We start from the raw sequence: 26,938 nt of genomic DNA, 5'->3' as shown, positions 1-26,938 counted from the left end.
CATAACCCGAGTCTAGGACACCAATTAGTGCCTCAAATGGCCCATCCCCTGAGGCATCGCCGCAGATCAGCGCCCCAAACCCCCTCAAACCGAGACAAGGTGACCAAAGTCAGGTCAGATGTCCAAGTAAATGAGCGGTGACTCCGGAGTGGATAGTTCCCGCCAATTCAGAAAAGTTCTCTCCGCCCAGGTTTTGTTCGTCTGGCTGGAAAGAATGCACATCAGTGGCCTGGGGCACCTGCTTTCCGGTGAGTTGGCGATCGAGGTAAGAAGATCCATGCGGTGAGAATCACCTCACATGGGGGACCGACGATGTTTAGCAGGATGAATGCTCCTTCAAACTGTCAACAAGCTTCATCCAGCAAACAAGGTCTGCTAGCGTTGCCGGAGTGTTGGGCAGAAGCTGGAAATTTTTTTGAGGAGACCCCGTGATCAGGAAAACTGAGCAGAACCGCGCCTTCCAAGTCCCTAGTTCACTCTCGAACGATGCTGTCGACCGGCTGCTTAAATTACTCGCTGAGGAATCAGCTCCACCGACTTTAAGGATTCCTAGCAAAATCAAGACCAGGAGTCTTACAGCCCAGCCTGCCCTTCTTCAGGCGATCATCACGTGGGGGCAGCTGGGTTCAAAGCGCCCTATTTCTACTTTCTTGACCCAAGATAGGGACTTGACACTCCACACGCTCGATCGCAATGAATGCCTTTTGACGGCTTGTCTGTTCGCCACTGAAATAGCCGACGCAGGTGGTGAGGATATCACTCTCAACATCAAGGCATTGCTGCCTCTTGTGTTGAAGGACAAAGCTGACCTGCCTCAGAAGCGATCCGGCCTACGCGTGGGAACGACCCGGTCAATCATGGCAGTTGACCATATGCCACGGTTTGCCTTTCCCCTGTCTCTATATAGGGAGGGATCGACTTATGACGAAGAGCCGTTCGTCATCGATGACAAAGTGAAGCCCAAGTATTATCTCCCGGGGCTAGAGAATAGAACTCAAGAGGAGCTGGATACTATTAGGCTTCCTTTGGGATTCAAAGTCTGTGATATGTCACAAGTTGCTAGTGATCCGGTGATCAACGAAGCAGCAGTTCCTTTGGGTGAAATCATTTTTGAGCTGTTCCAGAATACCCATGTGCATGCGCGGAAGCGCGTGGATGGTACTAAACTGGAAAAATCCGTCCGAATGCTCCACATCAGGGCGCTAGAAGAGAAACGCGGCGACCTCCTCTCCGTAGATCCTGATGACGCAGAGCTAAGGAGCTATCTCGAGAGCGTCCCCGCGCTGGCTCCAGTCAACATGAATCGTGGCCGATTGGCCGGAAGCTTAGCGAATGACCAGCTTCGATTTGTGGTCGTTTCTGTCTTGGATTGCGGTCCAGGTATCGGCCCCAGAGAGTCTTGGACATCAGGAAACCAGTCAAACTCGCTTTCCAAAGTCGATGACGTGGCCTATATAAAGGCCGCACTGGCAAAACGGGGAACTACGCTGGGAAGACCTCTGCGGGGAAAGGGACTGCAGAACGTGCAGGCGTTGCTTTCCATGCTCGGCGGCTACGCACGAATAAGCACGGGCACGACCAAGACTTCGCGCGATTTTATTTCGAGACCCTTCGGGAGAGGCGACAGCGAGGCTGACCGATGGATTTTTGAAAGTTTGGTCCAAACAAGCGACGGCGAGTCCGATCAGATTGGCACTTGTGGAACGGCTGTCACAATGGTGCTTCCTATCTACAGATTGAAAGCGCTCCGAAACAATGCCTAAGTCAGTACGGCTCTCCGAGCATTTCCTTATATACCTTACGGAGTACCGCGCCAGGATTGGAGACCGACCGCGTTCGCTTGCGGTGGCATTTTTTGCGATGTCCGGGGCGACTGGCGAAGAACTTGCCAACCTTTTAGCAGATTTTTTTCTGGAGGTTCCTCAGTCGGAGGAGTTGTTGGTAATTGCCCCAGCTGATCTCGCAGACGATGTCAGGTCGATCTCGCTCAGCCACGAACTCAGGAATGCATCAAAGTTTTCAGCATTCACGGAAGTACACTACGGCTCCATTCAACTCGATGGAGCTTGGGCTATTGCTTCGGGGACTTCGCTGCATGACGTGATAAAGGAGGTTCAGTCGGAAGTAGTGCAATCCGGACTGCGCCTGGTGTTCGAAGCGGGTGGAGCGCTGTTGACCTCTCGAGGGGGCTATCACTTCGTTAAGCCGAGTGGCAAGCATTCCGAAAACTTCTTGCGAGCGGGCAATGCGTTGACTCGCTCCCTCACCGCCTACTTCGTTGCCCAAGCATGCCTCAAGTGGACCTCAAAGCTCGCCTTCAAGAAGATCGTTGTGGATAGTGGCTCGATTTCGGCAGTAGGCTACGCGATTCAAAACCTACATTCGCGCCTGACAGTGGCCCCTATGGACTACATAATCGACAGCTTCGGTGGCTACGAAGGGATGCGCGACTACAACACTTCCGAACCCTTGGAAACCATTGTTTTGGTTTCCGCCAGCACTTCGGGTGCTCTAGCGACGGAAGTTGAAAAGTCGCTTTCCGTTCCAAGGAACCGACAACTAATTTTGTTCTTCGTCGGTGAGAGGCCTTCGGACTTTAGTGTCCTTTGCGACCTCACTGACCGAAGTGAGGCCACTTCTGATCAAGGATACATAAGGCCTTGGCGATCCTGGGGAGAAGACGACTGTAAGCTCTGCAGCAATGGACAGCCGGCAATTCGCCTGGAGGGTGATGCTTTTCTGCCGGCATCGGGAACCCTAAATGAGCGGCTCATCGTCAAGAAGCATGCGCCTGGCAACCTCAGCCGATTCGTCAAACAATTTCTGGGGCAGGATGTTTTTCGCGTACGGGCCTCTGACCTTGCTTCTAATCCTGCCGTGCGCACGACTCTAGTCAGATTTGCGCATCTCCTGGATGGTGGAGCGTTCCAAAGTGAACAAATTCGTTCAGCTGTGCGGGATCGCTTGGAGAGATTTATCCCACTCGCGACTCGGCAAATAGTTGTCCTCGACGACCCAGAGTCTCGTTCGATAGCGGAAATTGCCCAGCAGTTATTGGAAGCGCGAACGGGAGGACGTGTCCCTATTCATGGGGAAAGGGAACTGACGAGCTTACCCCAACCTGAGCTCGAAGCGGGCTACGTTTTGGTTATCGCTGGCACGGTAGTTGGTGGGCGGCAGCTCCAAACTGTTAGCCGCGCACTTCGACGTCTTCATGATGGTGGTGAGATTGCCTACTTCATTGGGCTCGGCCGGCCAAGCACAAAGGTCAGGTGGGATCGGCTTCTCAGCACCCTGCAGTTTGGCCCCACTGGTGCAAAGCACTACCCGATTGATTGTGTGTGGTATTTGGAAGGCGACCCGAACCGAGGTGGCCAAGATGCCTGGGCGCGTGAACAAGAACTCTTGGCGCGCGTTCAGGAATTCGCGTTGTCACTTCCTGATAATGACCCGCATAGAAGCGAGTACTACAACCTTGTCGACCGTCGCCTGGAGCAGCTGGCCAAGATTGGCAAAACAGGAGAGGGCGCGCCACTGTTTGTGCCGCCGTGGTATGGAACCGGGGGCTCGGTGGAACGGCTCCAGCTGAATCCAAACTTTGCATTCTGGGATTTTCCGTATTCCGCGACAGAGCAAATCACCGAAGATGAAGTCTATTTTACAATTTCCACTGTGCTGCACGCTGCGAGGCATACTACCGACGGCAAATACCTACTCATGGACGAGGGCGGATCGAGATATGTACTCTCACCTGAGAACTTTCACCGCTTCAATGATGGAATAATTCAAGCGTGTATTCTACGGTCTGCGCTCAATATGGAGCTCGATTTTCGGGCTGATTCAAGTCTCAGCGCAGACATTCGCGATACTGTCCTGGAGTCAATTCGTAAGTATGGCGATGAAGAGGGGCATGGCGTGGTTGAGTTCCTCATCAGCCTATGCGGAGGCCTTACTCAGCAGAAAGGTGGCTTTCTAAGAATCAAGGATTCGCACCTTGAGGAACTCATCCAATCGACAAAGGACATTGAAGGCGAAGTCCAGCCGTACCTTCGACTTTTCCTGCACTACCTCACGCACATTGTAAAGCCGGCTCATCGTATTTGAGGGTGTAGCTGTTGGCTGAATCCGCCGGTCTCGAGGAGTGATCGGGCAATGGAGTTGGTCGAGGGCGGAGCCGCCGGGGTGTTCGACCCGGCCATTGAGTGCTTCTGTGGGCCAGTTGCTCGTGCCGTCAGATTCGCGGTAGGCGGCGATGATGCGCTGGTAGATCCCAGGGCGCATCACCTTCGGCGCGGTTGTCTGCGGCGAACAGGGCCTGCAACCTGTCTTTCTGCATGTCGGTAAGCAGATCGTGCCCGGTGTGATGTGAGACCGCCTAGGTCGTGGATGCCCTTCCTCGGTAGGGTACCTGAAACGTCGGGTCACCCGCCGGCATTGTGTGTGAGCCTTCAAATGATGGTTGAGTTAAATGCTGAAGGTCAGGCATTATATCCTAAGTTTGGACAATCGGCAAAATTGCAGCTTGGATTTTCTTCGGATCTGTGATTAGCTCTCTCCACTGACCCCGCACCACAGACAGGTGGTAAACCTATGGGCACAACGGAAGGAGTGCCGCTGCCGACTTCGCTGGCGGCGGTTCGGCCAGACTTGTTGGCCGAGTGCGACTACAAATCAAGCGAACTGGACCCGGTGTTTTTTCGGCCACCGGTCGGGCAATTGACTTCCAACTACCCCGGAATCCTGAGCCGATTATGCCATTGCGAGCCGACCCTGGACTTCCGGCGGGTCAGCCAATGCCTGTGCACGAATGCGTGCCGGAAATGTCGGGGCTCGTTGCTAGCGTGCCCGCATGACCGGTGAATCAATGGATCCGCGAGAGCGCCAGACGCTGGGCGCTTTGCGCTACGCCGTCAACGAGGAGTCGGCGACGTACCTGGCGATCATGCGCCTATTCACGAGCGGAATGAGTGGCTTCTTGTCCGACCAGTCCGCGGATGACGTGACCGACCGCCTCGTTGAACTGGGACTCGTCCTCGACCGCGACACGGTCGACCTGCGGCTCTCGTACTTGGTGGAACACGGCAACCTTGCCCGGAGCCCGCGCGAGACCGAAGCGCGCAGCGTTCGGGACTACCTCTCCAACCGCGCACGCTACCAGTTGACCGCGCGTGGGGAGCTGGTTCATCGGCAGGTGGAGGAGCTCCTCGCCCACACCGATAGGGTTCGGGAGGTCTCCAGCGAGATGCTTCCCGGAATTCTCGCTGGCATCGAGGAGCTCGCGCGGCTCGCGGCCCATGGGCTCGAGGCCGCCGATCCCCGCGACGTGGCAGGGCGCATCACCACGCTGTTCGCCCAGTTCGAGGTGCTGGTCTCATCCACCCGCCAGTTTTACTCCTACCTGACCCAGGTGCTGACTCGCTTCGACCTCGGCCGCGATGAGTTCGTGATGTTCAAGGGTGCACTGATCGACTATCTCCAACGCTTCGTCGACGAGATCTCGCGACACATGCCCCAGGTCGGCGACCGGCTCGGCCACCTTGAGACATTAGTCCCGGCTCTCTGTGCACGAGCCAACGCCGATGAGCGGCTGGTGGGACTCGATGGCGTTCAGGCCCGACGCGCCACCGGACTCGAGGCAGGTGACTGGGAAAGCCTGCACACCTGGTTCGTCGGATCCCACGGCCGCCGATCCGACGCCGAGAATGTCAGACTGCTTGCCACCGACGCGATGCGATCGCTGCTGACCAACCTGCGGCGCATCGCAGCCGGGGCCGACCGTCAGCAGAGCCGGTACGCCGATCTCATTCGCCTTGCTCGATGGTTTGACTCTGCCGACGACGACAGGGCCCATGAAATCTGGGCGGCGGCCTTCGGTCTATATTCGGCCAGGCACCTCTCGTTCGCGGCAGACCCCGAAGGTGACCCGGTGCCGGCGACGCAGAGTTGGTGGATGGCGCCGGTCGCCGAAGTTCCGGTCGGGCTTCGGACCCATGGTGAACGCAAGACAGGCGGCAGGGCCGGCGCCCGAGTGGACTACTCCGCTGCAAAGCAGGCACGACTGGCTGAGCGTGAGCTGGAGCAGCGCCGCCGTACCGAGGCCATGCGTGAGCTTGCATCCCATGCCGGGCCGCTGCGAGAGGCCCGGCTCAGCGACGACGCACGTGCTGCCCTCCTCGATCTCTATGCCCACGCGCTCGGTCGTCACAGCCGCCCGCTGTCGACCGAGACCCCGACCTGGAGCGAGGCACGCGTCGATGACGCCGTACTTCGCCTTGAGCTGCGCGCGGCGCCCGGGGCTTCGATAAGCATCAAGAGTCCATCGGGCATCCTGACCCTCCGCGATCTGGCTGTCGACCTCACCACAACCAGCGCAGAGCAGCAGAGGGCCGCAACGGCCGAGCGGCGGGCCGAAGCATGAGCCATGCTTTCGAGCGACCCGCGGCCACTCCGGACCTGTTAGCCGAGGCCGACGTTCGCAACGCTGCACGGTCGATGCTCCGCACACCGTTGCTCCATGCAGACGCCCACCCCGACGAACTGGCCCTGGTTCGTCGTCACCAAGACGAGCTGATTCGTCTCTTCGCCGACAGCCTGGGCTACCGGCTGGTCGTGGAGCCAGGACTCGCCCGGCTCTACAAGACCGGACTGGGGCCTGACGCGAGTCGTGGCTTGCGGCGCCGAAACGACGCACTATTCACGCCGCGCCGTTACGCACTGCTCGCGCTCACTCTTGCCGCGCTCACCCAGTCTCGCCGCCAGATGATGGTCGACGAGTTGGTCGCCGCTGTTCGTTCGGCCGCAGTCGACGCCGGCATTGACGTCGATCTCGACAGCATCCACGAGCGACGTGCGCTCCACTCGGCCCTTATCGCGCTCGTTGAACTCGGTGTGTTAAGTGAACGTGACGGCGACCTGGAGCACTGGGCCGAACGTCGTACCGAGTCACTCCTCGACGTACACCGCGACCGGCTCGCCGTACTTGTCGCGGCTCCGCTCGGAGGATGCGAACGCCCTGAGGATTTGCTCACGGTGGCGGCGGTGCCCTCGGCCGCCGGTGGTGCCCGCGTCGCAATCCGGCGACGCCTGACTGAACGGCCGGTGCTCTCAACCGAAGACCTCACCGAGGAACAGCTCGGCTGGTGGCAGCGCAACCGTGAGCGCGAGCGCGAGTGGTACCGCCGCCATCTCGGCCTGGACCTGGAGCTGCGAGCCGAGGGAGCAGTCACGATCGACCCCGGCGGAGAACTGACCGATCTCGGCTTTCCAGGATTGGGCTCGGCCAAGCATTTCGCTCTCCTTCTGCTCGACGAGCTAGTCGACGTGCTGCGCTGGGACAACGGCTCGGAACTGCACGGCATGGCGTGGGTCCGGGTGGCTGCCTCGACCGCACGGCACGCTGGCGATCGGGTCTTCGCTGCCTGGCAGCGGGGGCTGCGCAAAGCACACCGAGACGACCCCGACTCGGTGTACGACGAGGCCCTAACCGTGCTCACCGCCGCCGGCTTGGTCCGCCGCGACGAGGGAGGGCTGTTCGTGCACGCCGCTGCCGCCCGCTACGCACCACGACCGGAGCTCCTCGGGGCGGCGGGGCCGTCCGGGGAACGCTCCCTCTTTCAGGAGGAGGAATCATGACTATGGCTTTAGCGCAACCGGCCCAGACCCCGTCGCCGGGCGGCTCCCAGCGGTTTAGGCTTCACCGGGCAGGGATCCTCAACGTGTGGCAGTACGACGAACAGGAGTTCGGCTTCGCCGACGGCCGGCTCCTGTTGCGCGGAGCCAACGGCGCAGGCAAATCCAAGACTCTGGAAATGCTGCTGCCCTTCGCCCTAGACGGTGACAAGGCGCGGATCACCGCCTCGGCCAAGCATCACACAAGCCTGCTGTGGTTGATGACTGACGGCTATGAGGGCCAGGCGCGGGTGGGCTACGTGTGGGTGGAGTTCCTGCGGACCACTACCGATGGTACTGAAGAGGCGTTCACCTGCGGTATCGGCATACGGGCGTCGGCGACGGCGCGAACCGCGACTGCCTGGCATTTCGCGACCAGCCACCGGATTGGTCACGACCTCGTCCTCGAGGACGACGCCGGTCCACTCTCCCGGCCTCGGCTCGAGGAGATTCTCGGCACCCACGGTCAGGTCTTTGAGAAAGCGGCCGCCTACAAAGAGTATGTCGGACGGGCCCTGTTCGGTCTCGACGCCGCGCAGTATGACGAGGTGCTGCGGCTGCTCTACTGGCTGCGCCAGCCTCAGGTCGGCGAGGACATCGAGCCGGCTAAGCTGGCCCAACAGCTCTCGCAGGCCCTGCCGCAGCTCGACGAGCAGGCAGTCCGCTCGGCCGGTGACACGTTCGACGAGCTGACAGCCTTCGGCGAGCAAATCGAGCGACGGGCGGCCGCGGCGGAGGCGCTTGGCCTACTTGCCGGCGCCTACGCCAGCTATGCCCGGGCCGTAGTGGCCGAGCGGGCCCGCGAGGTCATGGAGGCACTGCAGGTCGAGCGCCGGCTGCGCACCGAGGTCCAGCGTACCCAGAGAGGGATGGAAGCGGTCAGCGTCCAGCAGGCCGCGGCTGAAGGGGAGCGGGACGCGGCACGCACTGGGATCCAGGACGATGACGCGCGGCTCCGGACGCTGGAGGCCAGCCCCGAGTTCCACAACCAGGTCCGGCTGGGCGAACTTGCGGCAGATTCCGCCCGCGACGCGAAGTTCACCGAGCAGGCCCAGCACCGCCTCAACCGCCAGACCGAGGAGGTCAAGCGACGCTTCGACACGCTGCGGAGCCGCGCCCATGATGCCCAGACGGGGCTGCGGGATCACGGTGCAAGACTCCGGGAACTGGATCGGCGCCAACGCGAGACCGTCCCCGGTTCCAGCGTGCCAGTGCCAGCAGTACTCGACGGCGTGATTCTCAACCTGGTCGAGCAGTTCGATGTGCTCACAGCTGCCCTGGACCAGAGCCTCGAGTCGGTGCAGCTCGCACGCTCCGCCGTGAGCCGACGCACAGCAGGTATAGGAGTCGTCCGCGGTGCCCTCGCCGATGCCGACATCGCGCTGGCAGCGCAGGGCCAGGCCGAGCACGAGGCCGCCACCGTCGAAGCCCGCTGGGAAGACGCACGCGAGGCCCGGGTCAAAGCCGAGCTCAGTGCGGGAGCCGAAGCCGAGGCGCTGACCACCGCGCTGGCAGCTTGGATCACTACGCTGCCCGCGACTGAGATGGTCCAGCCCGACGAGCTGACCGAGGAGTCCGTGCTCGGCCTTGCCCCGTTGGCCAAGGCCAGCGCGGCACCACGACTGGCGACGTTGCACGAAGATCAGGGGAAGGCCGCCGCCCGCCGAGACAGCGCCGAGGCCGAGATCAAGCGGCTGACCGAAGAACGGGTCAAGGTCAAGGCCCAACGTGACCCGGCTCCGCCCCCGCCGGTGCTGGCCCGCACCGAGCGGACCGACGGCCGCGCGCTGTGGCAGGTCATCGACTTCGAATCAGGGCTCGACGCCGACGCCCGCGCAGGGCTGGAAGCCGCACTTCAGGCCTCCGGACTCCTTGACGCTTGGGTGCGTCCCGGCGGGCTGCTGCTCGATCCGGAGCATCTTGACGTGGTCCTCTCCGCCACAGCATTTAATAGCCCCGCCGACGACACACTCGCGGGGATCTTGGTCCCGGACCTCCCGATCGTATGTGACCTGACTGCGGACGACGTAGGACGGGTGCTGGACGCAATCGGCACCGGAAGAGACCCTGATGCCCTTGTCTGGATGAGGCCCGACGGTTCTTGGCGGCTTGGGCCGACCCAGGGCCGCGCCGCCAAGCGGCAGGCGCAGTTCATTGGAGCAACCGCTCGGGCTCAAGAGCGGACGCGGCGCCTTGCGATCCTTGACGCGGGGCTCGCCGAACAGCGCGCGGCCCGTGATACGGCACAACGGGATCATGCAGGCCTCTCCACCGCCATCGCCCAGCTTGATCACTGGGTCGCGTCCGTGCCGTCCGGGCAAGCCCTCCTGAGTGCGTGGACGCGACTGGGGGAACGCCGCGAGGCCGAGGAGCGTGAGGAACGTGAGAACCGCTCCGCTCAGGCTTCCGCATACGCGGCGCGCACGGCCGCCGCCAATGCCCGCGAGGTACTGGAGCGCCTGGCGGCCGAGCAGGAACTACCCGCGGACCGAGGCGGCCTCAAATCCGCTGAACAGGAGCTGCGCGGTCTTGATGAGCAGCTCCAAGAGGCGGTGCGCCAGAATAGGTCGATCCGCGGCGGTCTGGCTCTATGGATAGAGGCACTTGGCGAGGTGGACATGGCGACGGCTGCCCGGGCGGAGGAGCAAACGGCAGAAAGGGAGGCCACGCGCAATGCAAGCGCGTCGCGGGCCGCGCTGGAGGCGTTGCGCGCCTCCGTCGGCGACTCAGTCCAGGAGGTGGAGCGGAAGATTCGCGAGGTGCGAAAGTCCCAGCAGGCCCATAAAGCGACTGAGGAGTATGCAACGACGCAGGTCGAGGCGCTCATCAAGGCCTACGGCGTAGCCGAAGCCGATTCACGCAACGCCAGGGCACGCCTGACAGAACACCTCGACGGGCGCACTGCCATCTTCGCAAACCTGGTCGCCGTCGGGTCAGTTCCAGGAATGTTCGAGGCCGCCAGGGCGACGCAGGAGGACGCGGCGGTGGTGTCCGGGCTCAAGGGTCACCAGCCGGGCGAACCCGTGGCTCGGCAGGTCGGTGCAGCTGCCGAAGTGCTGGCTGGGTTGAGCCAGGAGGATGTCAGCACCGCGTTCACTCGCGTTTGGCGTAGCTATAACGAGGCCGTCAGCGGCCCGGCCGCTGACCACCAGCCGGTCGTGTCGGAGTTCGGCCCCCTGCTCGCCGTCACCGGTCGAGACGACGCAGGCGACGCTGCGGTCGTGGTTCTGGCTCAGCGCGTAGGCGCGTCGGTGGAACGCGACCGGGGCCTGCTCACCGATCGGGAGAAGCAACAGTTCGAACAGCACATCCTGGGCGAACTCGGTGACGCTATCAGAAAGTGCCGTCGCGATGCCGACGAGCTCGTGGTAGCCATGAACGACCAGCTGGGTAACGTCGCCACGTCCCAAGGCATACGGGTCAAGCTGGACTGGAAGCTGCGTGACGATGTTCCCGCAGAAGCGCGAGCTGCCGTCGGGTTGCTCGCCCAGCCCGTGGGCGCGTTGATCCCGGAGGAGCGGGCCAAGCTCCGTGACGTACTTCACCGCCTCATTGAGGCGTCACGGGCGGAGCGACCGGAGCTGTCGTATGGCGAGCACCTCGCCGCCGCCCTAGATTACCGCACCTGGTCGGATTTCACCATCCGATACACCCGCCCGGAAAAGCCCGGCCACTGGGAGCGGCTCCACCGGCGGTCGGGACTGTCCCAGGGTGAGCAGAAGGTGCTCTGCTATCTACCGCTCTTCGCCGCCGCTGCTGCCCACTTCACCTCGCTCGCCGGTGCTGCTCCGCACGCGCCGCGGCTGGTGCTCTTGGATGACGCGTTCCCGAAGATCGACGTGCGCACCCACCCGCTGCTTTTCGGGCTGCTGGTCCAGCTCGACCTTGACTTTGTGATCACTAGTGAGCGGTTATGGGGCGACCACCAGACAGTGCCTTCGCTGGCCATTTACGAAGCCCTGCGTGACCCGAGCCAGCGCGGAATCGCACAGTACGAGTATCGCTGGGACGGCCGAGCACTCCAAGCACTCGGATGACCGTGCTGCCAGGGTGGATATCCGATCCCATGCTGAGGCCAGTGTGGGACCTCGTCCGGGCACGCTTCGAGAAGGCGGGACTCGACGCTCGCGGGAAGGTCCTCGTGCGACCGGCGACTCGCGACGAGCGTCATGCGCTTGGGGCGCTGTTGGGTCGAATGATCACGATTGACACCGTTCGGGTCGACCTCGCAGCGCTCGACGTGAGACTGAACGAGCGGTCCGGTGTGGGCGGTCTGGAGGCGGTGCTCGCGGCGCTGTATGGAACACCGCCGGAGAGCAGACCAGCTGCCCGTGCCGCACGAGAGGCATCACGCGAACGCCCGCTGCAACTTGCCGCTGAACTGGTGAAGGCGACATGGGCATCGGAGTGGATTGCCGGTCTCCGACGCACGGGACTGCTCACCAACCGAGAGGACTCCGAGCGCGCCATTCGGGACGCGGCGGCGGTGCTCAGCGAGCTGACCGATGCGGAAGGTGCCCCAGTCGGGCAGTCGAGGGTGGAACTCGCCGCAAGGCTCCTTGGCGACGCGCATGCACTCGACCGCGACCGACTGCTCCATCAGGTCGTTCTGCGCGGTTTGGCAGCTGCCGCGGGCATTCCTATCCCAGACGGCGCGCGCGATCGAGAGCAGCTGTGGGCGAATCATGGTGTTGAGCCGGACCTGCTCTCCCGGACCTGTCTTGTATGGCGAATTCGCGTCGGGAACCGGGAACCGACTGGGCGACGATTGAACGACGCGGCCGACGCAGGTGATCCGGTGCATGTGACGGAATGGGACCTCAGGAGGATCGGCTCGTTTGCGTCGGCCGCCGGAACAGCGGTGCTTGTTTGCGAGAATCCACGGGTTATCGAGGGTCTGGCTGAGCGCGGCATGGATGGCTGGGCGGCGGTATGCACGTCCGGGGAGCCAAATCTGGTCGTGGACAAGGTGCTTGGAAACCTCTCGAGGGCTGGCGCCGACCTTTACTACCACGGCGATTTCGACTGGCCAGGTATCGCCATAGCCAACCGCGTGATTACGAGGTTCGCCGCCCGGCCGTGGCGGATGACAGCCGACGACTATTTGCACACAGTGCGACCAGATGGCCCAGCATTTGTCGCCAAACAGATCGAGCCCGCCTGGGATCCAGAGCTGGGGGCGGCCATGCGAAGTCACGGCCGCGCTGTACACGAGGAATCTGTGCTTCCGCTGATTCTTGATGCGTTAGCTGGGAGTCAATAATTTGGGTCGTCGGCGACTCTTCTCGCCCGTCCCCCGGGCCACTCGTGGCGTTGAAGCCGCACAACGTCTCCCGCATCTGAACGAACGTGCGCCAACCTCGCGTCGCTGAGGAGAATGATGACATCGACATCCTCGCCGCTCAGCCTCGCGGAACGCGTATGGGAACTGGTGACGCTTCTGTGACATTCCTTGCTGTTATCGGCTCTTTTCGAGTCGTTTTTCCAGTTTGGGGATCGAGCATGGTTGCAGGCTCGGCGGAATCGCAGACTTTGTCATTCAGGGCTGGTTGGGTAAAAAGATTCTGGAACGGCCCTTTCGATTAGCCCAGATGTTCTTTTCACCAACAATCCGGCAGTTGTAATCCAGTCCTTGGCGGCCGCCACGCAATAGCTCAGAGCAAAGTCGTCCATGCCACGCCAAATCTTCAGGAGGTCAGCGTTTGCGTGGAATAGGTTGCCATTGATCACGAGCTCTGCGGCCTCGGAATTGGACTGCACGCTGAGCGAGCCGTCTGCGGCCTGCGTTAGGACCTGAGTCTTGCTGGATCCCCGCCACTCAGACACCTCATCCTGAATTGCCTTGACCTCGGGGCGCAGCGACTCGTAGTTCTTGCCGATGATGATCAAAACCTTGGTCAGATTGGTGGAATCGTCTTCCAATATCTCCAGTTTTCGCACGTATGTTGCTAGCTCCACCCAAGGTGCACTCGCTGGGTTATCCCAACCGAGTTCCGTGACGCCTTGAGCCTTGAGAGTGACATTGAATGCCATGGGTTTGGGGCTAACGACCAAAGGGTGTGCGACAACGTCTCGGGCCAGGTAGCGGAACGCGTCGAGTACTTCAATGTCGGTCCTGAACTTTTTTCACCCTTTAGCCTTGCCATGGGCCTGATCCTACCTGCGGCAGGCCAGTGGGTGGCGGCTCAGGATATCCGCCCAATCATGATGGCAACTCCATGGCGGAAATCCCATCCCGATTTAGTTCTGCGTCACGCGGGAGTGGCACCCTGTATCGGGTGCCCATCGGTTACATAAAGCACTGCTCGAAGGGTGGAAATCGGAGTGTTGACAGTGTCAACACTTTTGCCGTCGGACTGGGCCGTACATCGGCCGGACTGGCTCGTATTGCCTATGTTTTCAAGAGTTCCCGGTGTTTCCAAGGCCGGGAATGCGGTTCGAGTCCCACCTCGGGCACAGCATTCTCCCTCGTCAGAGGGGGTTTTTGCTTTAACGTGTGTACAAAGCTTGACAAGTGCCTCTGACGCTGGGGGCGCGGGCTGTGGCCTGGCCGCCGCGGTGGCCTATGAAGATGTGTGGGTGGCGGGTTCAGGGCCTTGGCTGGTGGACCCTCCACCTGCTCTGGGGTGGGGTTATGCGGTTCCTCGTTCCGGTTCTGTCTGGTTGGTCGTGGATGGCCAACACCTGTTCATGGTTCAGGATTTTGGGTACGACATGATGAAACCGGCTTTTGAGCCGCACTGGTAGTGGTTCTTTCCAATGGCGCAGCCGTCAGCATGGACCCTTGGCATGACAGAGTCGACGGTATCGTCGAGGCATGGCTTAGCGGACAGGCAGCCGGAGCCGCCGTCGCCGACGTACTGTTCGGACGGGTCAACCCTGCCGGCAAGACAGCGGAAACCTTCCCCCTGCGGCTCGAGGACACACCCGGACAACCCAACTGGCTAGGGGAACGGGGAACCGTTCTCTACGGCGAGGGAGTGTTCATCGGGTATCGCTGGTATGACGCACTCCACCGCGCCGTCCGCTACCCCTTCGGCAAGCTTTGCGTACTCTGATCTGACCGTCCAGATAGTTGACGAAAACTCCGCCCGTATTCACGTGTCCTGCCTCGTAACCAACGAGGGTCGACGCCCTGGGCAGGAGGTCGTGCAGCTGTATGTGGGCGATCCGGCCGCGGAGGTGCAGCGTCCGCTACGGGAGCTTCGAGGCTTCGACAAGATCTACCTTGAACCAGGGGAAATGGTACGCGTTGAATTCACGCTGGAGAACCGGGACTTCGCGTACTGGGACGCCCTGGCTGACGGTGGCGAAGGCCGCCCAGGACTATGGCGCCGGGAAGGCGGCGAATTCCGTATCGAGATCGGGGCGTCGTCCCGGGACATCCGCCTCAACCAAGCCATCACCCTCCCAGGTGATCCGACGATCCCGCCACTGATCCCGGATGCCGAGTCACAGCTGTCCGCCGCATCCCGTTTCGTCCAAGGACACTCTCAATGACCGGCTCCCATGCCACATTGGCCCCAGAAATGGTGGTCACTGGTTGATATCGTCCGGGGATTTCACGGAAACGCACCGCAGCAAGCATGGACGTTTTTGCGAATTTCGCAGCTCTCCGACCGATCCCGGGCTAAGGATACCCCTAGGGTCTAATGTGCTGCCCACGCGAATCGCTGGGTATGTGTTCGGTAGTAGGTGAAGGTTTCAACTGCACGCACGCCGGGAATCGTGCGAATTCTGCGGTTGATGATTTCGTAGAGATCGTCAGGGTTGGTGGCGATGACCTCGACGAGCAGGTCGACGGAGCCTGCCGCCATGATCATGGCGCATGCAGTCCAGCCACTCTTTGGCGTCAAAGTGGACCTGGAGAATGTAGCCTTCGACCAATCGGTCCCGTCTGTTCAGACCCACAGGGTGGATGCCTACTGGGACTGGTCAACCGATCGGCCGGAAAACGGGCCCAGGTTGACCTCATTGACTTCTATCTCGGCAAGAAAAACCCCGACTACGACCTTGCGGGCGGCATCATCGGTCCGGCCCGGGCAGGTATGACCGTCGCGAAGGACCGCATCGATATGCGCTCCGTTCTCCAGAAGGCGATCCAGCAACTGATGGATTCAGGGAAGTACAAGGCCATTCTCGACAATTGGGGGTGTCGGAGCGGCCGCGATCAGCAAAGCAACAATCAATGATGGGGCATAAGGAAGGAGCCGATCGTTCAATGACGACCATGCGCTCAAATTCAGATACCGAAAACCGGAAAGGCCGGAGCACGCCGCCCCTCACAGCGGATGCCGCGGTGGACCCCCCAATCGGGCGCCGCCGCCATTAGGCAGGAGCATGCAGATCTCATGGTGCGCGTTAGGGCGCCGTTCGCACGAACAATCTCCGAAGGAAGCAGAATGAAACAGCGGAGCAGGTCAGGGGGCCTTTGGCTCTCTGACTTTGCGCAAATCAGCTCTTTTATAGGCCCGTCGGGGGCGTTTTGTGGTCTTGCTTCTTCATGGCGGGGTAGGGGTCGGACTGCATGGCTTCTGCCCGAGCTGGCGGGAGTAGTTCGCTGCCCGGTCAGTGCTTGCGCATTTCAACTGAAGACAAGCGTCATGCAACTGCGTTGGGCCCCCGGTGATGTGCCGGGGCTCGATCGTCAGGTTCTGCGTCGTTCTGATGGTGTGCGGCGCGTGGCGCCCCGGTTGCGCGGAGGATCGGCCGGCGACAATGTAGCGGCCGAACGGCAAGCGGCGTTGAACCCTTCCGGGTTAGGTACACTCTGGATGCTTCCCAACCTTCGAACTTGCGAGGGCTGGCCAGGTGGGCCCCGGCAAACCCGTCCCGCAACGCAGGGCCGCCGCCTAATGGAAATTGACGGGAACCTGCGGAGCGTCGCACCTGAAAGGAAGCCCAGCACCGTCGGTTCGAACCCGACGGGGAGCCCCGGCGTTCGAACTAGATGCCGAAGCCCGCTCCGCTACCCACTACAACGCTCGCGTGGACCACAGTTGCGAGCGATCTCCCCTCATGGCCCGTGTAGGTCACAGCCCGTCCGGCCTTCGGCTATCCGCGGTGCAGGGAGCCCAGTTCGACGGGTTCTTCGTCGCTGAGGTATGCGGCTTCGGAGTGGACCGCGATGTCGATGCCGCGTAGTTCATCTGCCTCGTGGATGCGCAGCCCCATCGTGACGTTCAGGACTTTCGCGATGACCCACGTGACGATAAAGGAATACCCGGCACAGCCAGGGTTGCGATAGTCTGGATGCCGAGCAGGCCGAAACCTCCGCCGTAGAAGAGTCCGTTGACCTTGTTCGGGGCGGCGTCCGTCCCAAACAAGCCGATCAGCAGGATGCCGAGGATGCCGCCGACCAGGTGGACGCCGACCACGTCGAGTGAATCGTCGAAGCCCAGTCGGAACTTCAGTTCGATGGCCAGTGAGCAGACGGCGCCGGCGATCAAACTGATGGCGAGAGCCCCGAGCGGGCAGACGGCCCCGCACGCGGGAGTGATGGCGACAGGGGCGGAGATCAGGCCGGAGGCGGCGCCCATGCTGCTGGCGCTGCCCAGGCGGATGCGTTCCACCAGGGCCCATGCGAGGAGGCCGGCGCCTGCGGCGACGGCGGTGTTCAGGAACACCACCGAGGCGGACTGCCTCGCGGTGAGGGCCGAGCCTGCGTTGAAGCCGAACCAGCCGGCCCACAGGAGTCCTGCGCCGACCAGTACCAGCGGCCTGCTGTGAGGTTTGGTGTGTTGGCGCCGGACCGTTTCGAAAATCGGTTCCCCGAGTGCCTTTTCCGGGGGCCCTGAGCGCGCCAAAGGAGCCGGGGTTTCCCTTCGCCCTTGACAGAAACCGTTCGGAGTGCGGAGCTTGACGGGGCTCAGCCCGTCAGCTCGTCGGCTGGCATCACGATGAGGTCTCCTCCGGCAGTTGACGATAGGCAGCGGCGAGAAGAGTGTCGATGTGCGCATTGCTCAACCGGCGGGCCTCTTCCGGGTTCGGTTCGAGGAGTGCCGTGACCAGCCGGAGATACTCCAAGTACATCTTCTCGGAGTCCTGGAGCCGCCAGTTGATGAGGTCTTCGAGGAGAAGCGTTCCAATCGCGAGGTCGTGCTCTGCATGCTCTAGCTCCTGCGTGCCTGCGAGCCCGACTATCGCGACGTGCAGTTCGATATCCGCCATGGCCGCAGCGTCACGCCGATCGGCGACCGACTCACGGACATAGGTGGCGAACGCCTCGCGAAGACGGGTGCGGGCGTCCTCGGACGCGCGGTCGCATCGACCGGCCGCATAGCCCTCGAGTAGCCGGCGGGCTTCCAGGATGTTGGCGACCTCGCGGGTCGAGTAGGACCGCACGCGGGCGCTCTTGTAGGGCTCCTGGTCGAGATATCTTTCGGCGACCAGCAGGTTGAGCGCATCACGCACGGTGGGTCGGGAGACATCAAACCGCTCCGTCAACCACTTCTCGGTGACCGGCGCACCAAGGGGCAGCTCGCCGTTGAGGATCAGCTGCTTCACCGTGTCTGCCAGGAACCGGGAGGCTGGCGGACCAGCCGCGAGGCTCTTCCGTTTCGCCGCGACCCGCCGGGGCACGTGAATGCGCCCGTCCGCACCGCTCACAATGCCCTCCGTTGCGTTCGCCATCCTGACCTCACCGTCCATGTCCGAAAAAGGTTCTTGCGTCAATGTCCAAGCAATGACTCGATCGCGTAGCAATGCTACACGGCAACTCGTGATGTCACACATTGCCATACACTTCAGATTGTATGATAATTGGTGTTGATTATCGATCTGATGATCAAAGTGATCTCAAGGAGGAGTCCCACTGTGACGAGCCAAGACATTATGGGCGGCGTACACGACGCCGGCAAGCTTTGGGGAGGTCGTTTCATACACGGCCCCGACCCCGCGCTGGAGCGGATCTCCCGGTCGCCAGCGCAGTTCTTCGCATTAGCACCTGAGGACATTCGTGGTTCGGTCGCACACCTCGGCGAGCTGGAGCGATGCGGCCTAGTCACGGCCGAGGAGCGGGCCCTTCTAACCTCAGCGCTGCAGCAGATCGGCGCCGATCACGAGGCTGGCCGCATCGCACCCTCCCCGAAGGACGAGGACGTCCACGGCTACCTCGAGCGTGTCCTTCTCGACCGGGTCGGTCCGATCGGCGGCAAGATCCGTGCCGGCCGCTCCCGCAACGATCAGACCTCGAACGATCTGCGGCTCTGGCTCCGTGGGCGGATCGACGTCATCGCCGAACAACTCGAGCAGCTCATAGAGGTGCTGATCATTCGGTCCGAGGACGCTGGTGATGCGATCGTGCCCGGCTTCACGCATTTGCAGCCCGCCCAGCCGGTGTTGTTCGGCCACCAGTTGCTGGCCCATGCGCAGACCTTGGCGCGCGACCTCGTGCGTCTCGGCGCCGCCCGCGAGGCGGTCTCGCTGTCGCCGCTTGGCGCTGCGGCGCTGGCCGGCAGTTCCTTCCACGCCGATCAGCTCGCCATGGCCCGCGAGCTTGGCTACCGGGACGTCGTCGCGAACTCGATCGACGCAGTCGGAAGCCGCGATCACGTGATCGACTTTCTCTATGCGGCCGCGTCCATCGGCACGAATCTTTCCCGGCTCTCGGACGAGTTGATTCTTTGGGGGTCGCAACAGTTCGGCTGGATCCGCTTCGACGACGCCTTCTCCACTGGGTCCTCGATCATGCCGCAGAAGAAGAATCCCGATATCCCCGAGCTCGCCCGGGGGAAGGCGAGTCGCCTCCATGCGGACCTCCTGGGCATGCTCGGTGTCATGAAATCGGTGCCTTTCTCCTACAATCGGGACTTCTCGGAGGACGAGTTCTTCCCGTTCGACGCCTCCGAAGTGCTCGATCAGGTGCTGCCCGCCATCACGGGATTTGTCCGCACGATGGGGCTCGTGCCGCAGCGAATGCTCGAGCAGGCCGCGCAAGGCTTCACTCTGGCGACAGAGCTTGCCGATTGGCTCGCCGAGCAGGGGCTCCCGTTCAGCGAGGCCCACGACATTACGGGACGCGCAGTCGTGTTCTGCGAGGAGCGCGGCATTGGGATCGAGGGGCTCAGCGGGGTAGATCTTGCCGGGATAGACCCCCGGATCACCGCGGATGTTCTCGACCGACTGACCCTCGAGTCCGCCGTGGCCCGGCGGTCGGGAATCAACGGGACCGCGCCGTCTCGACAGGACGGGCAACGGGAGCGGCTGCGGCGCGAGGTCGCCGCCCACATGACAGTGTTCGGTGCGAAGGCAGCACTCTCATGACCGGCNTGGCCCGGCGGTCGGGAATCAACGGGACCGCGCCGTCTCGACAGGACGGGCAACGGGAGCGGCTGCGGCGCGAGGTCGCCGCCCACATGACAGTGTTCGGTGCGAAGGCAGCACTCTCATGACCGGCCTGCATCACTCGGAGCACCGGGTCGCCAATCTGAACCACTCGGAGTACCGGGTCGTACATCTGAAGCATGTCGGCCGCTACCTGGCCGGGGCGATCACGATCGCCGTGTTCGCGGCGATCGTGATCGCCTTCGCGCGCGGCCAGATCGACTGGCCCACGGTCGGCCAGTACTTCACGGCCCCTTCGATCCTCGCTGGCTTCGTCCTCACGATTATCCTCACGATCGTCTCTATGTCGATCGGTATCGCGCTCGGTGTCCTGGTTGCGGTGATGCGGTTGTCGCACAATCCGGTCCTCTTGGGGATCTCGTGGCTCTACGTCTGGATCTTCCGCGGGACGCCGGTGTACCTGCAGCTGCTTCTCTGGTTCAACATCGCGCTGTTTGTTCCGTCCATCGGGATCCCTGGATTGATTGAGGCGCGCACCGTCGATCTCGTCACCCCGACAGTCGCGGCGATCGTCTGTCTCGGTCTCAACGAGGCCGCGTACATGTCCGAGGTGGTTCGGGGCGGTATCCTGTCGGTCGATGAGGGACAAGCTGAGGCCGCCAAGGCGTTGGGCATCAAGGGCACGAAGACGATGAGCACGATCGTGCTCCCACAAGCGATGCGCGTGATCCTGCCACCGGTCGGCAACGAGGTCATCGGCATGCTCAAGACGACCTCGCTGGCCTCGGCGATCGGGGTCTCCGAGATCCTGAACGAGGCGCAGCACGTCTATCTCGTCAACAACATGATTATGGAGTTGCTGCTCGTCGCGGCGACCTGGTACCTCATCGCCGTCTCAGTGCTCTCGGTGTTCCAGTACTACATCGAGCGCTACTTCGCACGCGGCAGCACGACCGCGTCGCTTCCGCTTACCCCGATCCAGCGGGCCAGGCGATTCTTCGGCATCCCGGGAGGGATCAAATGAACATGTCATCGGCACTCGTGCAGTTGCGGGACGTCCGCAAATCATTCGGTCTCCGCGAGGTACTCAAGGGCATCGACCTCGACGTCCGGAAGGGTGAGGTCGTCTGCATCCTCGGTCCGTCAGGATCGGGCAAGTCCACATTGTTGCGCGCGATCAACTTCATCGAACGCCCCACGTCCGGGTTCGTGCACGTCGGCGACCAGGTCATCGGGTTCCGCCGCGACGCCCGCGATCCCAAGTTGCTCCGAGAACTCCCGGAGGACCGGATCGCGGAGCAGCGCGCCCGGATGGGCATGGTGTTCCAGCGCTTCAACCTGTTCCCACACATGACGGTGATGCAGAACATCACGCACGCGCAACGCCTGGTCAAGGGCGCCCGGATCGCGGACGCCGAGCGGATCGCTCAGGGTCTGCTCAACCAGGTCGGCCTCGGCGACCGCGCCGCCTCCTACCCGCGTCAGCTCTCGGGCGGGCAGCAGCAGAGGGTCGCGATCGCCCGTGCGCTTGCGATGTCGCCCGAGCTCATGCTGTTCGACGAGCCGACCTCGGCGCTCGACCCCGAATTGGTCGGCGACGTGCTCTCGGTGATGAAGGAGCTCGCGCGCGAAGGACTCACCATGATCGTCGTCACCCACGAGATCGGCTTCGCCAAGGAGGTCGCTGATCGTGTCGTCTTCATGGACGATGGCGTGATCGTTGAACAAGGACCTCCGTCCGAGGTCATCGACAACCCGAAACACGAGCGCACGCGCGCCTTTCTCTCACGCGTCCTATAGTCCCTGCAATCACAACGAAGGAAGAAAATGAGAACAACGAAGTTCATTGGTTTCGTCGCCGCTGCTGCCACGATCGCCCTCCTGGCCGGATGCAGCACGTCCGCCGCCGGCGGGAGTCCCAGCACCAAGGAGGCAGCGTCAACGATCGCCAAGGGCACCCTGACCGTCGGCCTCTCGCCGGACTTCCCGCCCATGGAGTACCTCGACGGCGACAAGCTCGTCGGCGCGGAGCCGGAGGTCATCGCGGAGGTCGCCAACCGAATGGGCCTGAAGATTTCGTTCGTGCAGCAGAAGTATGATCAGCTGATGAACTCCGTGCGCACCGGCCGGGTGGATGTGCTGGTTTCCGGCGTCTCCGACAACGTTGACCGCCAGAAGACCTTGGACATGGTCGACTACTACGACTCCACGGCGCGCTTCTTCACGACTCCGAATCAAACGGGAAACTTCAAACAGGACACGGACGTTTGCGGAGCGACTGTCGCGGTCGCCTCCAACGACGACTACTATCCGGCGGTGCTGGAACACAGCAAGAAGGTGTGCGAGTCCGCGGGCAAGCCTGCGATCAAAGTCCAGGGCACTGACTCGGGGGCGACGGCGCGGCTGCAGCTCGAACAGGGCCGGGCGGCGCTTGCAGTGCAGGGCGCCGAGAACATTGCGTTCTTCAAGCAGAAGACGCCGGGCAAGTACGAGATCGTTCTCGGCGTGCTGTTGAAGCAGCCGTTTTCGGTGGCCCTGAAAAAGGGCAACACGCCACTCGCCCAGGAGGTCCAGAAGGCCATTCAATCGATGTACGACGACGGTACCCTCGAGAAGATCCTCACGAAGTACGGCATCAAAGACGGACTGCGTAAGCCGGTAATCAACGAGGTCACCGGGTGATCGAAGCTACCGCGACGGCCCGGACGGAGTTCACCTCCGCTCGGGTCGTCTTGGCCTTCGATCTCGACGGCCCCACGGATGAGGCTTTGATCTCGGGGGAGATCTGGCGGCGGCCCGGGTACTTCACGTTCGGCGCATCCGGACCCCATCGCGGAGTTCCGCGCATCCTGGACGTGCTTCGCGATAAGGCTGTGAAAGCGACGTTTTTCACCCCTGCATGGGTCGTTCGTACCTGGCCGGACCTTTGCCGGCGAATCGTCGAGGAGGGACACGAGATGGCCGGACACGGCGACAGGCACGAGACCTTCTACGGTCTCGACAGGGAGACCCAGACCGGCATCTTGCGGCGGTGCCAGCGGACCTTCACCGACATACTGGGGCGGCCGGCGTCGGGATTCCGTGCACCGTCGGGAGACCTTGCGCCCGAGACGCTCGAGCTCCTCGTAGAGGCCGGCTATACCTACTCGAGTTCGATGCGCAGCGGCGACCGTCCGTACCGGCACGCACGTGTCGCACTGACCGAGATCCCCGCCAAATCCCTGTTCGACGACTATGCGGCGTTCGCTTATCATCGCGCACCCGACTTCCCCCGCGGTCTCGATCGCATCGCGCCCTACGCGCCGGTATTCCGGAGCTGGATGGCCGAGATCGACGCGGCGGCCGAAGAAGGGCTGACGGTCCCCACGATTTGGCATCCCGAGATCATCGGCACCCCCGGCCGCACCGTCCTGATGGACGAGTTCATCGGCCACCTCGTTGGGCGCGCGGACGTGCGCATCCAACGAGCCGACGAAGTCGCAGCCGAGTGCGAGGCGGAGGCACTCCGTGATCTGGCCTGACGGTGCCTTCGCCGTCGTCCTCACGGTCGACGTCGACGGCGACCTCCCGCTTCTGGCCGACGACCCGTCGAACGTCGACCGTATGAAGTCGCGTTCGGCCGGTCTGTACGGACCCGAGCACGGCGTTCCGCGACTGCTCGCGCTGCTGACCGACCTAGGTGTCGCGGCGGACTGGTTTTTCCCAGGGGAGATTGCACGGCGGTATCCGGACGCGGTGCGAGCGGTGCACGCAGCCGGGCACGGCATCGGTGTGCACGGAAACCGGCACCTAGATTTCGACCGACTCGAACTCGCGGACCAGATCGAGGAGATGCTGTCGGGTCGCGCCGCGGTGCAGCAAATCATCGGAGAGACACCATCCGGGTTCCGCACTCCGGCCGGCGAATGGGCATCCGGGTTCCCGGAGGCGATGCAACGAGCAGGCTTCACATGGTCCTCATCTTTGCCCTCCGACGAGATGCCCTTCCACCTCACCGGGACCGATCTCATAGAGATCCCGTTCCGCTATGAGCTCGAAGACCTGCAGTATTTCGGCTACAACCTCGACCCGCCCTTCCCACCCGGTCAAGCGCGCATCGCTCCGCTCGAGTCAGTCGAGGCCAACTGGTGGTGCGAGGTCCGGGGCGCCGAGAGATACGGCACGCTGTTGCACTTGCGAGTCAACGCGGAGGTCATGGGCGTCGCCAGCCGCGCGCGGATGCTTCAACGGTTCCTGCAGGAGGTACGGGAAGGGACCAACGCCTGGTTCACCACATGCACCGAGCTCCACGCGCTCTTCGTCAATCGCGAGCCGGATACTGCGCACCCCTACGCACTCTTCGTCGGTCTACGGCCAAAGGAGATCTGACGGCCGGATACCCTCTCGAATCTACCCGGAGCACAGAAGCCGAGGATCGGAAGGGGGCATCACCGTCACTTCAGGCCGCTCTTCGGACCTGGAAAGAACTGGCAATCTCCTGCGCCACGTCGGCGGACAAAACACCGTTTGGGGGACACCGGATTCCCTCGACGTGTGGGTAATAGGGCCGTTCGCGGTTAAGCATGGTTGGTCTGTGGGCCCGGAAGGGGCGGACTGCGGACCGTATTGGAATCAAAGACCGGGCCACCCGGACGGGGAGAACGGGGACTTGGAATCCGCCATCCCGTATTTGGTTGCGCTGATCGGGAAGCCGCAGGCCTACCCGATGGCGGACAGCGCCCCCGCGGCCCCAGGCCTGGTGGGGGAGGAATCCACCGCGAACGACCCTTTCTGCATATCGAGAGCACTTCCACGAGGGCCAAGACCCTCAACAATCCAAAGGAGAGATCGATGATCACCAGCCCCTCCAACCTGGCCCCCAAGGTCACCGTCTCGTCCCGTGGCGCTGGAGAAGAAGCCTTCGCGCACATGTCGCGGGACGGATCCCAGGCCAGGGTCCAGGCGGTGATCCTCGAACTTTCCGTCAAGATCAGCCCCAGACTTGTTCTCTTGGAGGCGTCATCCAATTACCCGACTCGATGCTCCGAGGACATGGCCGCTTCGCATGGATCCAGCGCACCCTGGAGGACGTGGAAGCCACCCTCATTGGACTCTCCGCAGTAAAGCGCCGCCGTTCTTCGGCGTTCCAGAGTCCGCCCCCTTCTTCTGTTGGAAACCCGGTTTCCTAGATTCCGCTGGGGCCGGCCGGCCTCGATCACAGCTGCTGTTGGCTTTGCCGGTGGTCTTGCCGTTCCTCCCCTCGACGCCAAGAGCATCTGGCGAGCCCAAAGTACGTATCACCACCATGAGAGTAAGGATCATGACCTTGCAAGCAGCACCCGGTTGTCTCGTCGTAGCCGTTCAATCCCGAAAGGAATTAGATGCCGCCCTGGAGGAGGCGGTGAGTCTCCTAAAGCCGGCGGCGGTGACCCAACACGTCGGCATCTCCGTGACGCGGCTGGCCCCGGGGCGCTATGAAGCGCGTCTGAACAGTGACGTCCCCCCGGGCACGACCATCGAAAGATGGGCGAGTGAGCCGCGTTGAGCGAGCATCAGGGGGGTGTCTCCGGTGCGCCGGCCAGCAGCAATTTTGATATGGCGCCCCCACACCCCCGCCCGGATCATTCCGACGCCCGGGTCCAGGGCTTAGAAGCAGTACATGTAAAAGGAACAGCCCATGCCAATGGAGCCGCTTTCCACTCAAGAATTGACCGCTTCCCCAGGCCGGGCGGGCCGGGTGCCCGGGGCAGCACGTGCCGATGCTTCGCAAAGGATCCCAGGGCGAAATTCTGAACTCATCCGGGCCGTACCTGCGAATGCAGCGCCGAAGGAACCACGGGTTCAGGACCTACTGTGCAGGCCCCTTGCAGCTCCCCGGGGGCAACCCGCCCCCACAGCTATTGAACACCTAATTGCCCTCAAAATCCTGACGGGATTTCCTGCCATCAGTCCCGGTCCATGCTCCACCTCGGATGAACCGGACGTGCGGCGACCCGCAGAAAGGATGTCAATGGCTGACTACATCGGCCCCAATGAACGGCGCAAAGTGTTCGAGAAACTCCACACCCTGGAAGCGACCGCGACCGGCATCCATTTCCTCGGAAGCAGAGCCCTCATTGGCCTAGGGCCGGACGCAGCCTTCTTCCTTCCTGGTCCGTCATACCGATAGGGGAGCTTTTGGCCGAGCCCGTGACGCGGTTAGGTTGCGAGTTCCCGCGACCGTCTGTAGAACGTTGCCCGGGACATCACGAGATCCCTGGCAACTTGCGCAGCGGGCTCGCCATCTTTGACCAGACGGAGAGCGTTTCGAATCTGGCTGTCTGTGATCCGGCGCGGCCGACCGCCGAGGTCCTTTCCAGCCTCCCGCCGTTTGCTGATCGAATCATTGACGCGTTCACGTTTGATCTCGTGCTCCATTTGCGCGGGAGCGGCCTTGACCGCGAACAGCGTTGAGCCCATGGGTGTCGCCGTGTCGACGTCTCCGCCGCCGAGGTTCAAGACGCGCAGGCCCGCGCCTTTAGCGCGTAGCCGACGGCGAAGACGAGCATATTCTGGGTAGACCGCCCGAGGCGATCCAGCGTCGTGTTGACCAAGGTGTCGCCTTCGGCCTTTCGGGGGGGGAAACTGCCATTGTTGACGGAGACCACAAATTCGTCAAGGAGACTCCCAGCTACGCTGGCTCTGGTTCCGTCAACGTCTCTTAGCCGGTGGGCGTTATCCACCCAGGACAAATTGGACCAAGACATCGGAATTGCGAATCAGCCGGCGTTGGGGTCAGCTACGCCTATGTACTGGGTGTAGAGGTATTCCTCGATGCCTTCGTGGCCGCCTTCGCGTCCCAGTCCGGATTGTTTGATGCCGCCGAAGGGTGCGGCGGCGTTGGAGATGGCGCCGGCGTTCAGGCCGAGCATGCCGGTCTCGAGCTTTTCGCCCATCCGGATGCCGCGGTTCAGGTCGCGGGTGAAGACGTACGCCACCAGCCCGTACTCGGTGTTGTTGGCCAGGC

Annotated in this window: 20 protein-coding genes and 3 pseudogenes; 16 read left to right on the top strand and 7 right to left on the bottom strand. The window is 62.4% G+C overall.

Annotated elements, in window-relative coordinates:
• The first annotated feature begins 428 nt into the window (after window positions 1–428).
• Entirely contained in the window at window positions 429–1,763 is a 1,335-nt protein-coding gene (locus tag VLA65_RS21790; RefSeq protein ID WP_332603730.1) for a hypothetical protein, read from the top strand.
• Window positions 1,756–4,104 (top strand): hypothetical protein, encoded by a 2,349-nt coding sequence (locus tag VLA65_RS21785; RefSeq protein ID WP_332603729.1) that lies wholly within the window; start codon window positions 1,756–1,758, stop codon window positions 4,102–4,104. The genes VLA65_RS21790 and VLA65_RS21785 overlap by 8 nt, the downstream gene beginning before the upstream one ends.
• Here the strand turns inward: VLA65_RS21785 and VLA65_RS21780 are convergent.
• Window positions 4,092–4,363 (bottom strand): annotated as a pseudogene (locus VLA65_RS21780) (ISL3 family transposase); the annotation flags it as partial. The gene VLA65_RS21785 and the pseudogene VLA65_RS21780 sit on opposite strands and share 13 nt — an antisense overlap.
• A gap of 486 nt (window positions 4,364–4,849) precedes the next feature.
• On the opposite strand from VLA65_RS21780, the gene VLA65_RS21775 reads away from it, so the two are divergent.
• Genes VLA65_RS21775 through VLA65_RS21760 form a run of 4 tightly spaced genes read left to right on the top strand, consistent with a single transcriptional unit; the run spans window position 4,850 to window position 12,931 of the window.
• Window positions 4,850–6,418: a TIGR02677 family protein gene (locus tag VLA65_RS21775; RefSeq protein WP_332603728.1), complete on the top strand. Its 1,569-nt coding sequence runs from the start codon at window positions 4,850–4,852 to the stop codon at window positions 6,416–6,418.
• Window positions 6,415–7,632 (top strand): TIGR02678 family protein, encoded by a 1,218-nt coding sequence (locus VLA65_RS21770; protein ID WP_332603727.1) that lies wholly within the window; start codon window positions 6,415–6,417, stop codon window positions 7,630–7,632. Before VLA65_RS21775 ends, VLA65_RS21770 begins: the two co-directional genes overlap by 4 nt.
• Window positions 7,629–11,705: a TIGR02680 family protein gene (locus VLA65_RS21765; RefSeq protein ID WP_332603726.1), complete on the top strand. Its 4,077-nt coding sequence runs from the start codon at window positions 7,629–7,631 to the stop codon at window positions 11,703–11,705. Before VLA65_RS21770 ends, VLA65_RS21765 begins: the two co-directional genes overlap by 4 nt.
• A gap of 29 nt (window positions 11,706–11,734) precedes the next feature.
• Complete coding sequence (locus VLA65_RS21760) at window positions 11,735–12,931, top strand: TIGR02679 family protein (RefSeq protein WP_332603725.1); 1,197 nt, start codon at window positions 11,735–11,737, stop codon at window positions 12,929–12,931.
• Window positions 12,932–13,203: 272 nt separating this feature from the next.
• On the opposite strand, the gene VLA65_RS21755 is transcribed toward VLA65_RS21760, so the two are convergent.
• Window positions 13,204–13,701, bottom strand: a complete 498-nt coding sequence (locus tag VLA65_RS21755; protein ID WP_332603724.1) for a hypothetical protein — start codon at window positions 13,699–13,701, stop codon at window positions 13,204–13,206.
• Window positions 13,702–14,444: 743 nt separating this feature from the next.
• Here VLA65_RS21755 and VLA65_RS21750 point away from each other — a divergent pair.
• Window positions 14,445–14,726: a glycoside hydrolase family 3 protein gene (locus VLA65_RS21750; RefSeq protein ID WP_442880364.1), complete on the top strand. Its 282-nt coding sequence runs from the start codon at window positions 14,445–14,447 to the stop codon at window positions 14,724–14,726.
• A gap of 91 nt (window positions 14,727–14,817) precedes the next feature.
• Complete coding sequence (locus VLA65_RS21745) at window positions 14,818–15,168, top strand: fibronectin type III-like domain-contianing protein (protein ID WP_332603722.1); 351 nt, start codon at window positions 14,818–14,820, stop codon at window positions 15,166–15,168.
• A gap of 149 nt (window positions 15,169–15,317) precedes the next feature.
• Here VLA65_RS21745 and VLA65_RS21740 read toward each other — a convergent pair whose 3' ends face one another.
• The 3 genes and pseudogenes from VLA65_RS21740 to VLA65_RS21730 form a co-directional block, all read right to left on the bottom strand.
• Entirely contained in the window at window positions 15,318–15,524 is a 207-nt protein-coding gene (locus tag VLA65_RS21740; protein WP_332603721.1) for an Lrp/AsnC ligand binding domain-containing protein, read from the bottom strand.
• A 1,198-nt stretch (window positions 15,525–16,722) separates the two neighbouring features.
• A pseudogene (locus tag VLA65_RS21735) lies at window positions 16,723–17,627 on the bottom strand (ammonium transporter).
• On the bottom strand, window positions 17,563–18,300 hold the full coding sequence (locus VLA65_RS21730; RefSeq protein WP_332603720.1) for a GntR family transcriptional regulator: 738 nt from the start codon (window positions 18,298–18,300) through the stop codon (window positions 17,563–17,565). The pseudogene VLA65_RS21735 and the gene VLA65_RS21730 overlap by 65 nt, the downstream one beginning before the upstream one ends.
• Before the next feature lie 183 nt (window positions 18,301–18,483).
• Here VLA65_RS21730 and argH point away from each other — a divergent pair, with 183 nt between their 5' ends.
• The 8 genes from argH to VLA65_RS21690 all read left to right on the top strand — a co-directional run bounded on the left by argH (window position 18,484) and on the right by VLA65_RS21690 (window position 26,101).
• Window positions 18,484–19,932 carry an argininosuccinate lyase gene (argH, locus tag VLA65_RS21725; protein WP_332603719.1) on the top strand — a complete coding sequence of 483 codons (1,449 nt, stop codon included), beginning with the start codon at window positions 18,484–18,486 and terminating at the stop codon, window positions 19,930–19,932.
• Window positions 19,933–20,056: 124 nt separating this feature from the next.
• Entirely contained in the window at window positions 20,057–20,977 is a 921-nt protein-coding gene (locus VLA65_RS21720; protein ID WP_332603718.1) for an amino acid ABC transporter permease, read from the top strand.
• Between the two features lie 2 nt (window positions 20,978–20,979).
• Window positions 20,980–21,753 carry an amino acid ABC transporter ATP-binding protein gene (locus VLA65_RS21715; RefSeq protein ID WP_332603717.1) on the top strand — a complete coding sequence of 258 codons (774 nt, stop codon included), beginning with the start codon at window positions 20,980–20,982 and terminating at the stop codon, window positions 21,751–21,753.
• A 27-nt stretch (window positions 21,754–21,780) separates the two neighbouring features.
• Complete coding sequence (locus VLA65_RS21710; RefSeq protein ID WP_332603716.1) at window positions 21,781–22,635, top strand: ABC transporter substrate-binding protein; 855 nt, start codon at window positions 21,781–21,783, stop codon at window positions 22,633–22,635.
• Window positions 22,632–23,474 carry a polysaccharide deacetylase family protein gene (locus VLA65_RS21705; RefSeq protein ID WP_332603715.1) on the top strand — a complete coding sequence of 281 codons (843 nt, stop codon included), beginning with the start codon at window positions 22,632–22,634 and terminating at the stop codon, window positions 23,472–23,474. Before VLA65_RS21710 ends, VLA65_RS21705 begins: the two co-directional genes overlap by 4 nt.
• Complete coding sequence (locus tag VLA65_RS21700) at window positions 23,461–24,321, top strand: polysaccharide deacetylase family protein (RefSeq protein ID WP_332603714.1); 861 nt, start codon at window positions 23,461–23,463, stop codon at window positions 24,319–24,321. Before VLA65_RS21705 ends, VLA65_RS21700 begins: the two co-directional genes overlap by 14 nt.
• A gap of 462 nt (window positions 24,322–24,783) precedes the next feature.
• Window positions 24,784–25,056: a hypothetical protein gene (locus tag VLA65_RS21695; RefSeq protein WP_332603713.1), complete on the top strand. Its 273-nt coding sequence runs from the start codon at window positions 24,784–24,786 to the stop codon at window positions 25,054–25,056.
• Window positions 25,057–25,942: 886 nt separating this feature from the next.
• On the top strand, window positions 25,943–26,101 hold the full coding sequence (locus VLA65_RS21690) for a hypothetical protein (protein WP_332603712.1): 159 nt from the start codon (window positions 25,943–25,945) through the stop codon (window positions 26,099–26,101).
• 29 nt (window positions 26,102–26,130) lie between these two features.
• On the opposite strand, the pseudogene VLA65_RS21685 reads toward VLA65_RS21690, so the two are convergent.
• Both VLA65_RS21685 and VLA65_RS21680 read right to left on the bottom strand, forming a co-directional pair.
• Window positions 26,131–26,537 (bottom strand): annotated as a pseudogene (locus VLA65_RS21685) (recombinase family protein); the annotation flags it as partial.
• Between the two features lie 153 nt (window positions 26,538–26,690).
• Window positions 26,691–26,938, bottom strand: a 248-nt coding sequence (locus tag VLA65_RS21680; protein WP_332603711.1) for an aldehyde dehydrogenase family protein, incomplete at its 5' end; no start/stop codon positions are given.

Origin of the sequence: Arthrobacter sp. S2(2024) (genome assembly GCF_036662515.1) — a bacterium.
In the GTDB taxonomy this organism is placed as follows: domain Bacteria; phylum Actinomycetota; class Actinomycetes; order Actinomycetales; family Micrococcaceae; genus Arthrobacter.
This window is presented reverse-complemented; position numbering and strand designations above follow the sequence as displayed.

Bases quoted from the DNA above. Each gene is read 5' to 3' on its own strand.
- VLA65_RS21760 (WP_332603725.1), top strand. From the start codon at position 11,735: ATGCTGAGGCCAGTGTGGGACCTCGTCCGGGCACGCTTCGAGAAGGCG.
- VLA65_RS21775 (WP_332603728.1), top strand. From the start codon at position 4,850: ATGACCGGTGAATCAATGGATCCGCGAGAGCGCCAGACGCTGGGCGCT.
- VLA65_RS21755 (WP_332603724.1), bottom strand. From the start codon at position 13,701: ATGGCATTCAATGTCACTCTCAAGGCTCAAGGCGTCACGGAACTCGGT.
- VLA65_RS21785 (WP_332603729.1), top strand. From the start codon at position 1,756: ATGCCTAAGTCAGTACGGCTCTCCGAGCATTTCCTTATATACCTTACG.
- VLA65_RS21715 (WP_332603717.1), top strand. From the start codon at position 20,980: ATGTCATCGGCACTCGTGCAGTTGCGGGACGTCCGCAAATCATTCGGT.
- VLA65_RS21690 (WP_332603712.1), top strand. From the start codon at position 25,943: ATGGCTGACTACATCGGCCCCAATGAACGGCGCAAAGTGTTCGAGAAA.
- VLA65_RS21770 (WP_332603727.1), top strand. From the start codon at position 6,415: ATGAGCCATGCTTTCGAGCGACCCGCGGCCACTCCGGACCTGTTAGCC.
- VLA65_RS21750 (WP_442880364.1), top strand. From the start codon at position 14,445: ATGGACCCTTGGCATGACAGAGTCGACGGTATCGTCGAGGCATGGCTT.
- VLA65_RS21730 (WP_332603720.1), bottom strand. From the start codon at position 18,300: ATGGCGAACGCAACGGAGGGCATTGTGAGCGGTGCGGACGGGCGCATT.
- VLA65_RS21710 (WP_332603716.1), top strand. From the start codon at position 21,781: ATGAGAACAACGAAGTTCATTGGTTTCGTCGCCGCTGCTGCCACGATC.
- VLA65_RS21765 (WP_332603726.1), top strand. From the start codon at position 7,629: ATGACTATGGCTTTAGCGCAACCGGCCCAGACCCCGTCGCCGGGCGGC.
- VLA65_RS21695 (WP_332603713.1), top strand. From the start codon at position 24,784: ATGATCACCAGCCCCTCCAACCTGGCCCCCAAGGTCACCGTCTCGTCC.
- VLA65_RS21720 (WP_332603718.1), top strand. From the start codon at position 20,057: ATGACCGGCCTGCATCACTCGGAGCACCGGGTCGCCAATCTGAACCAC.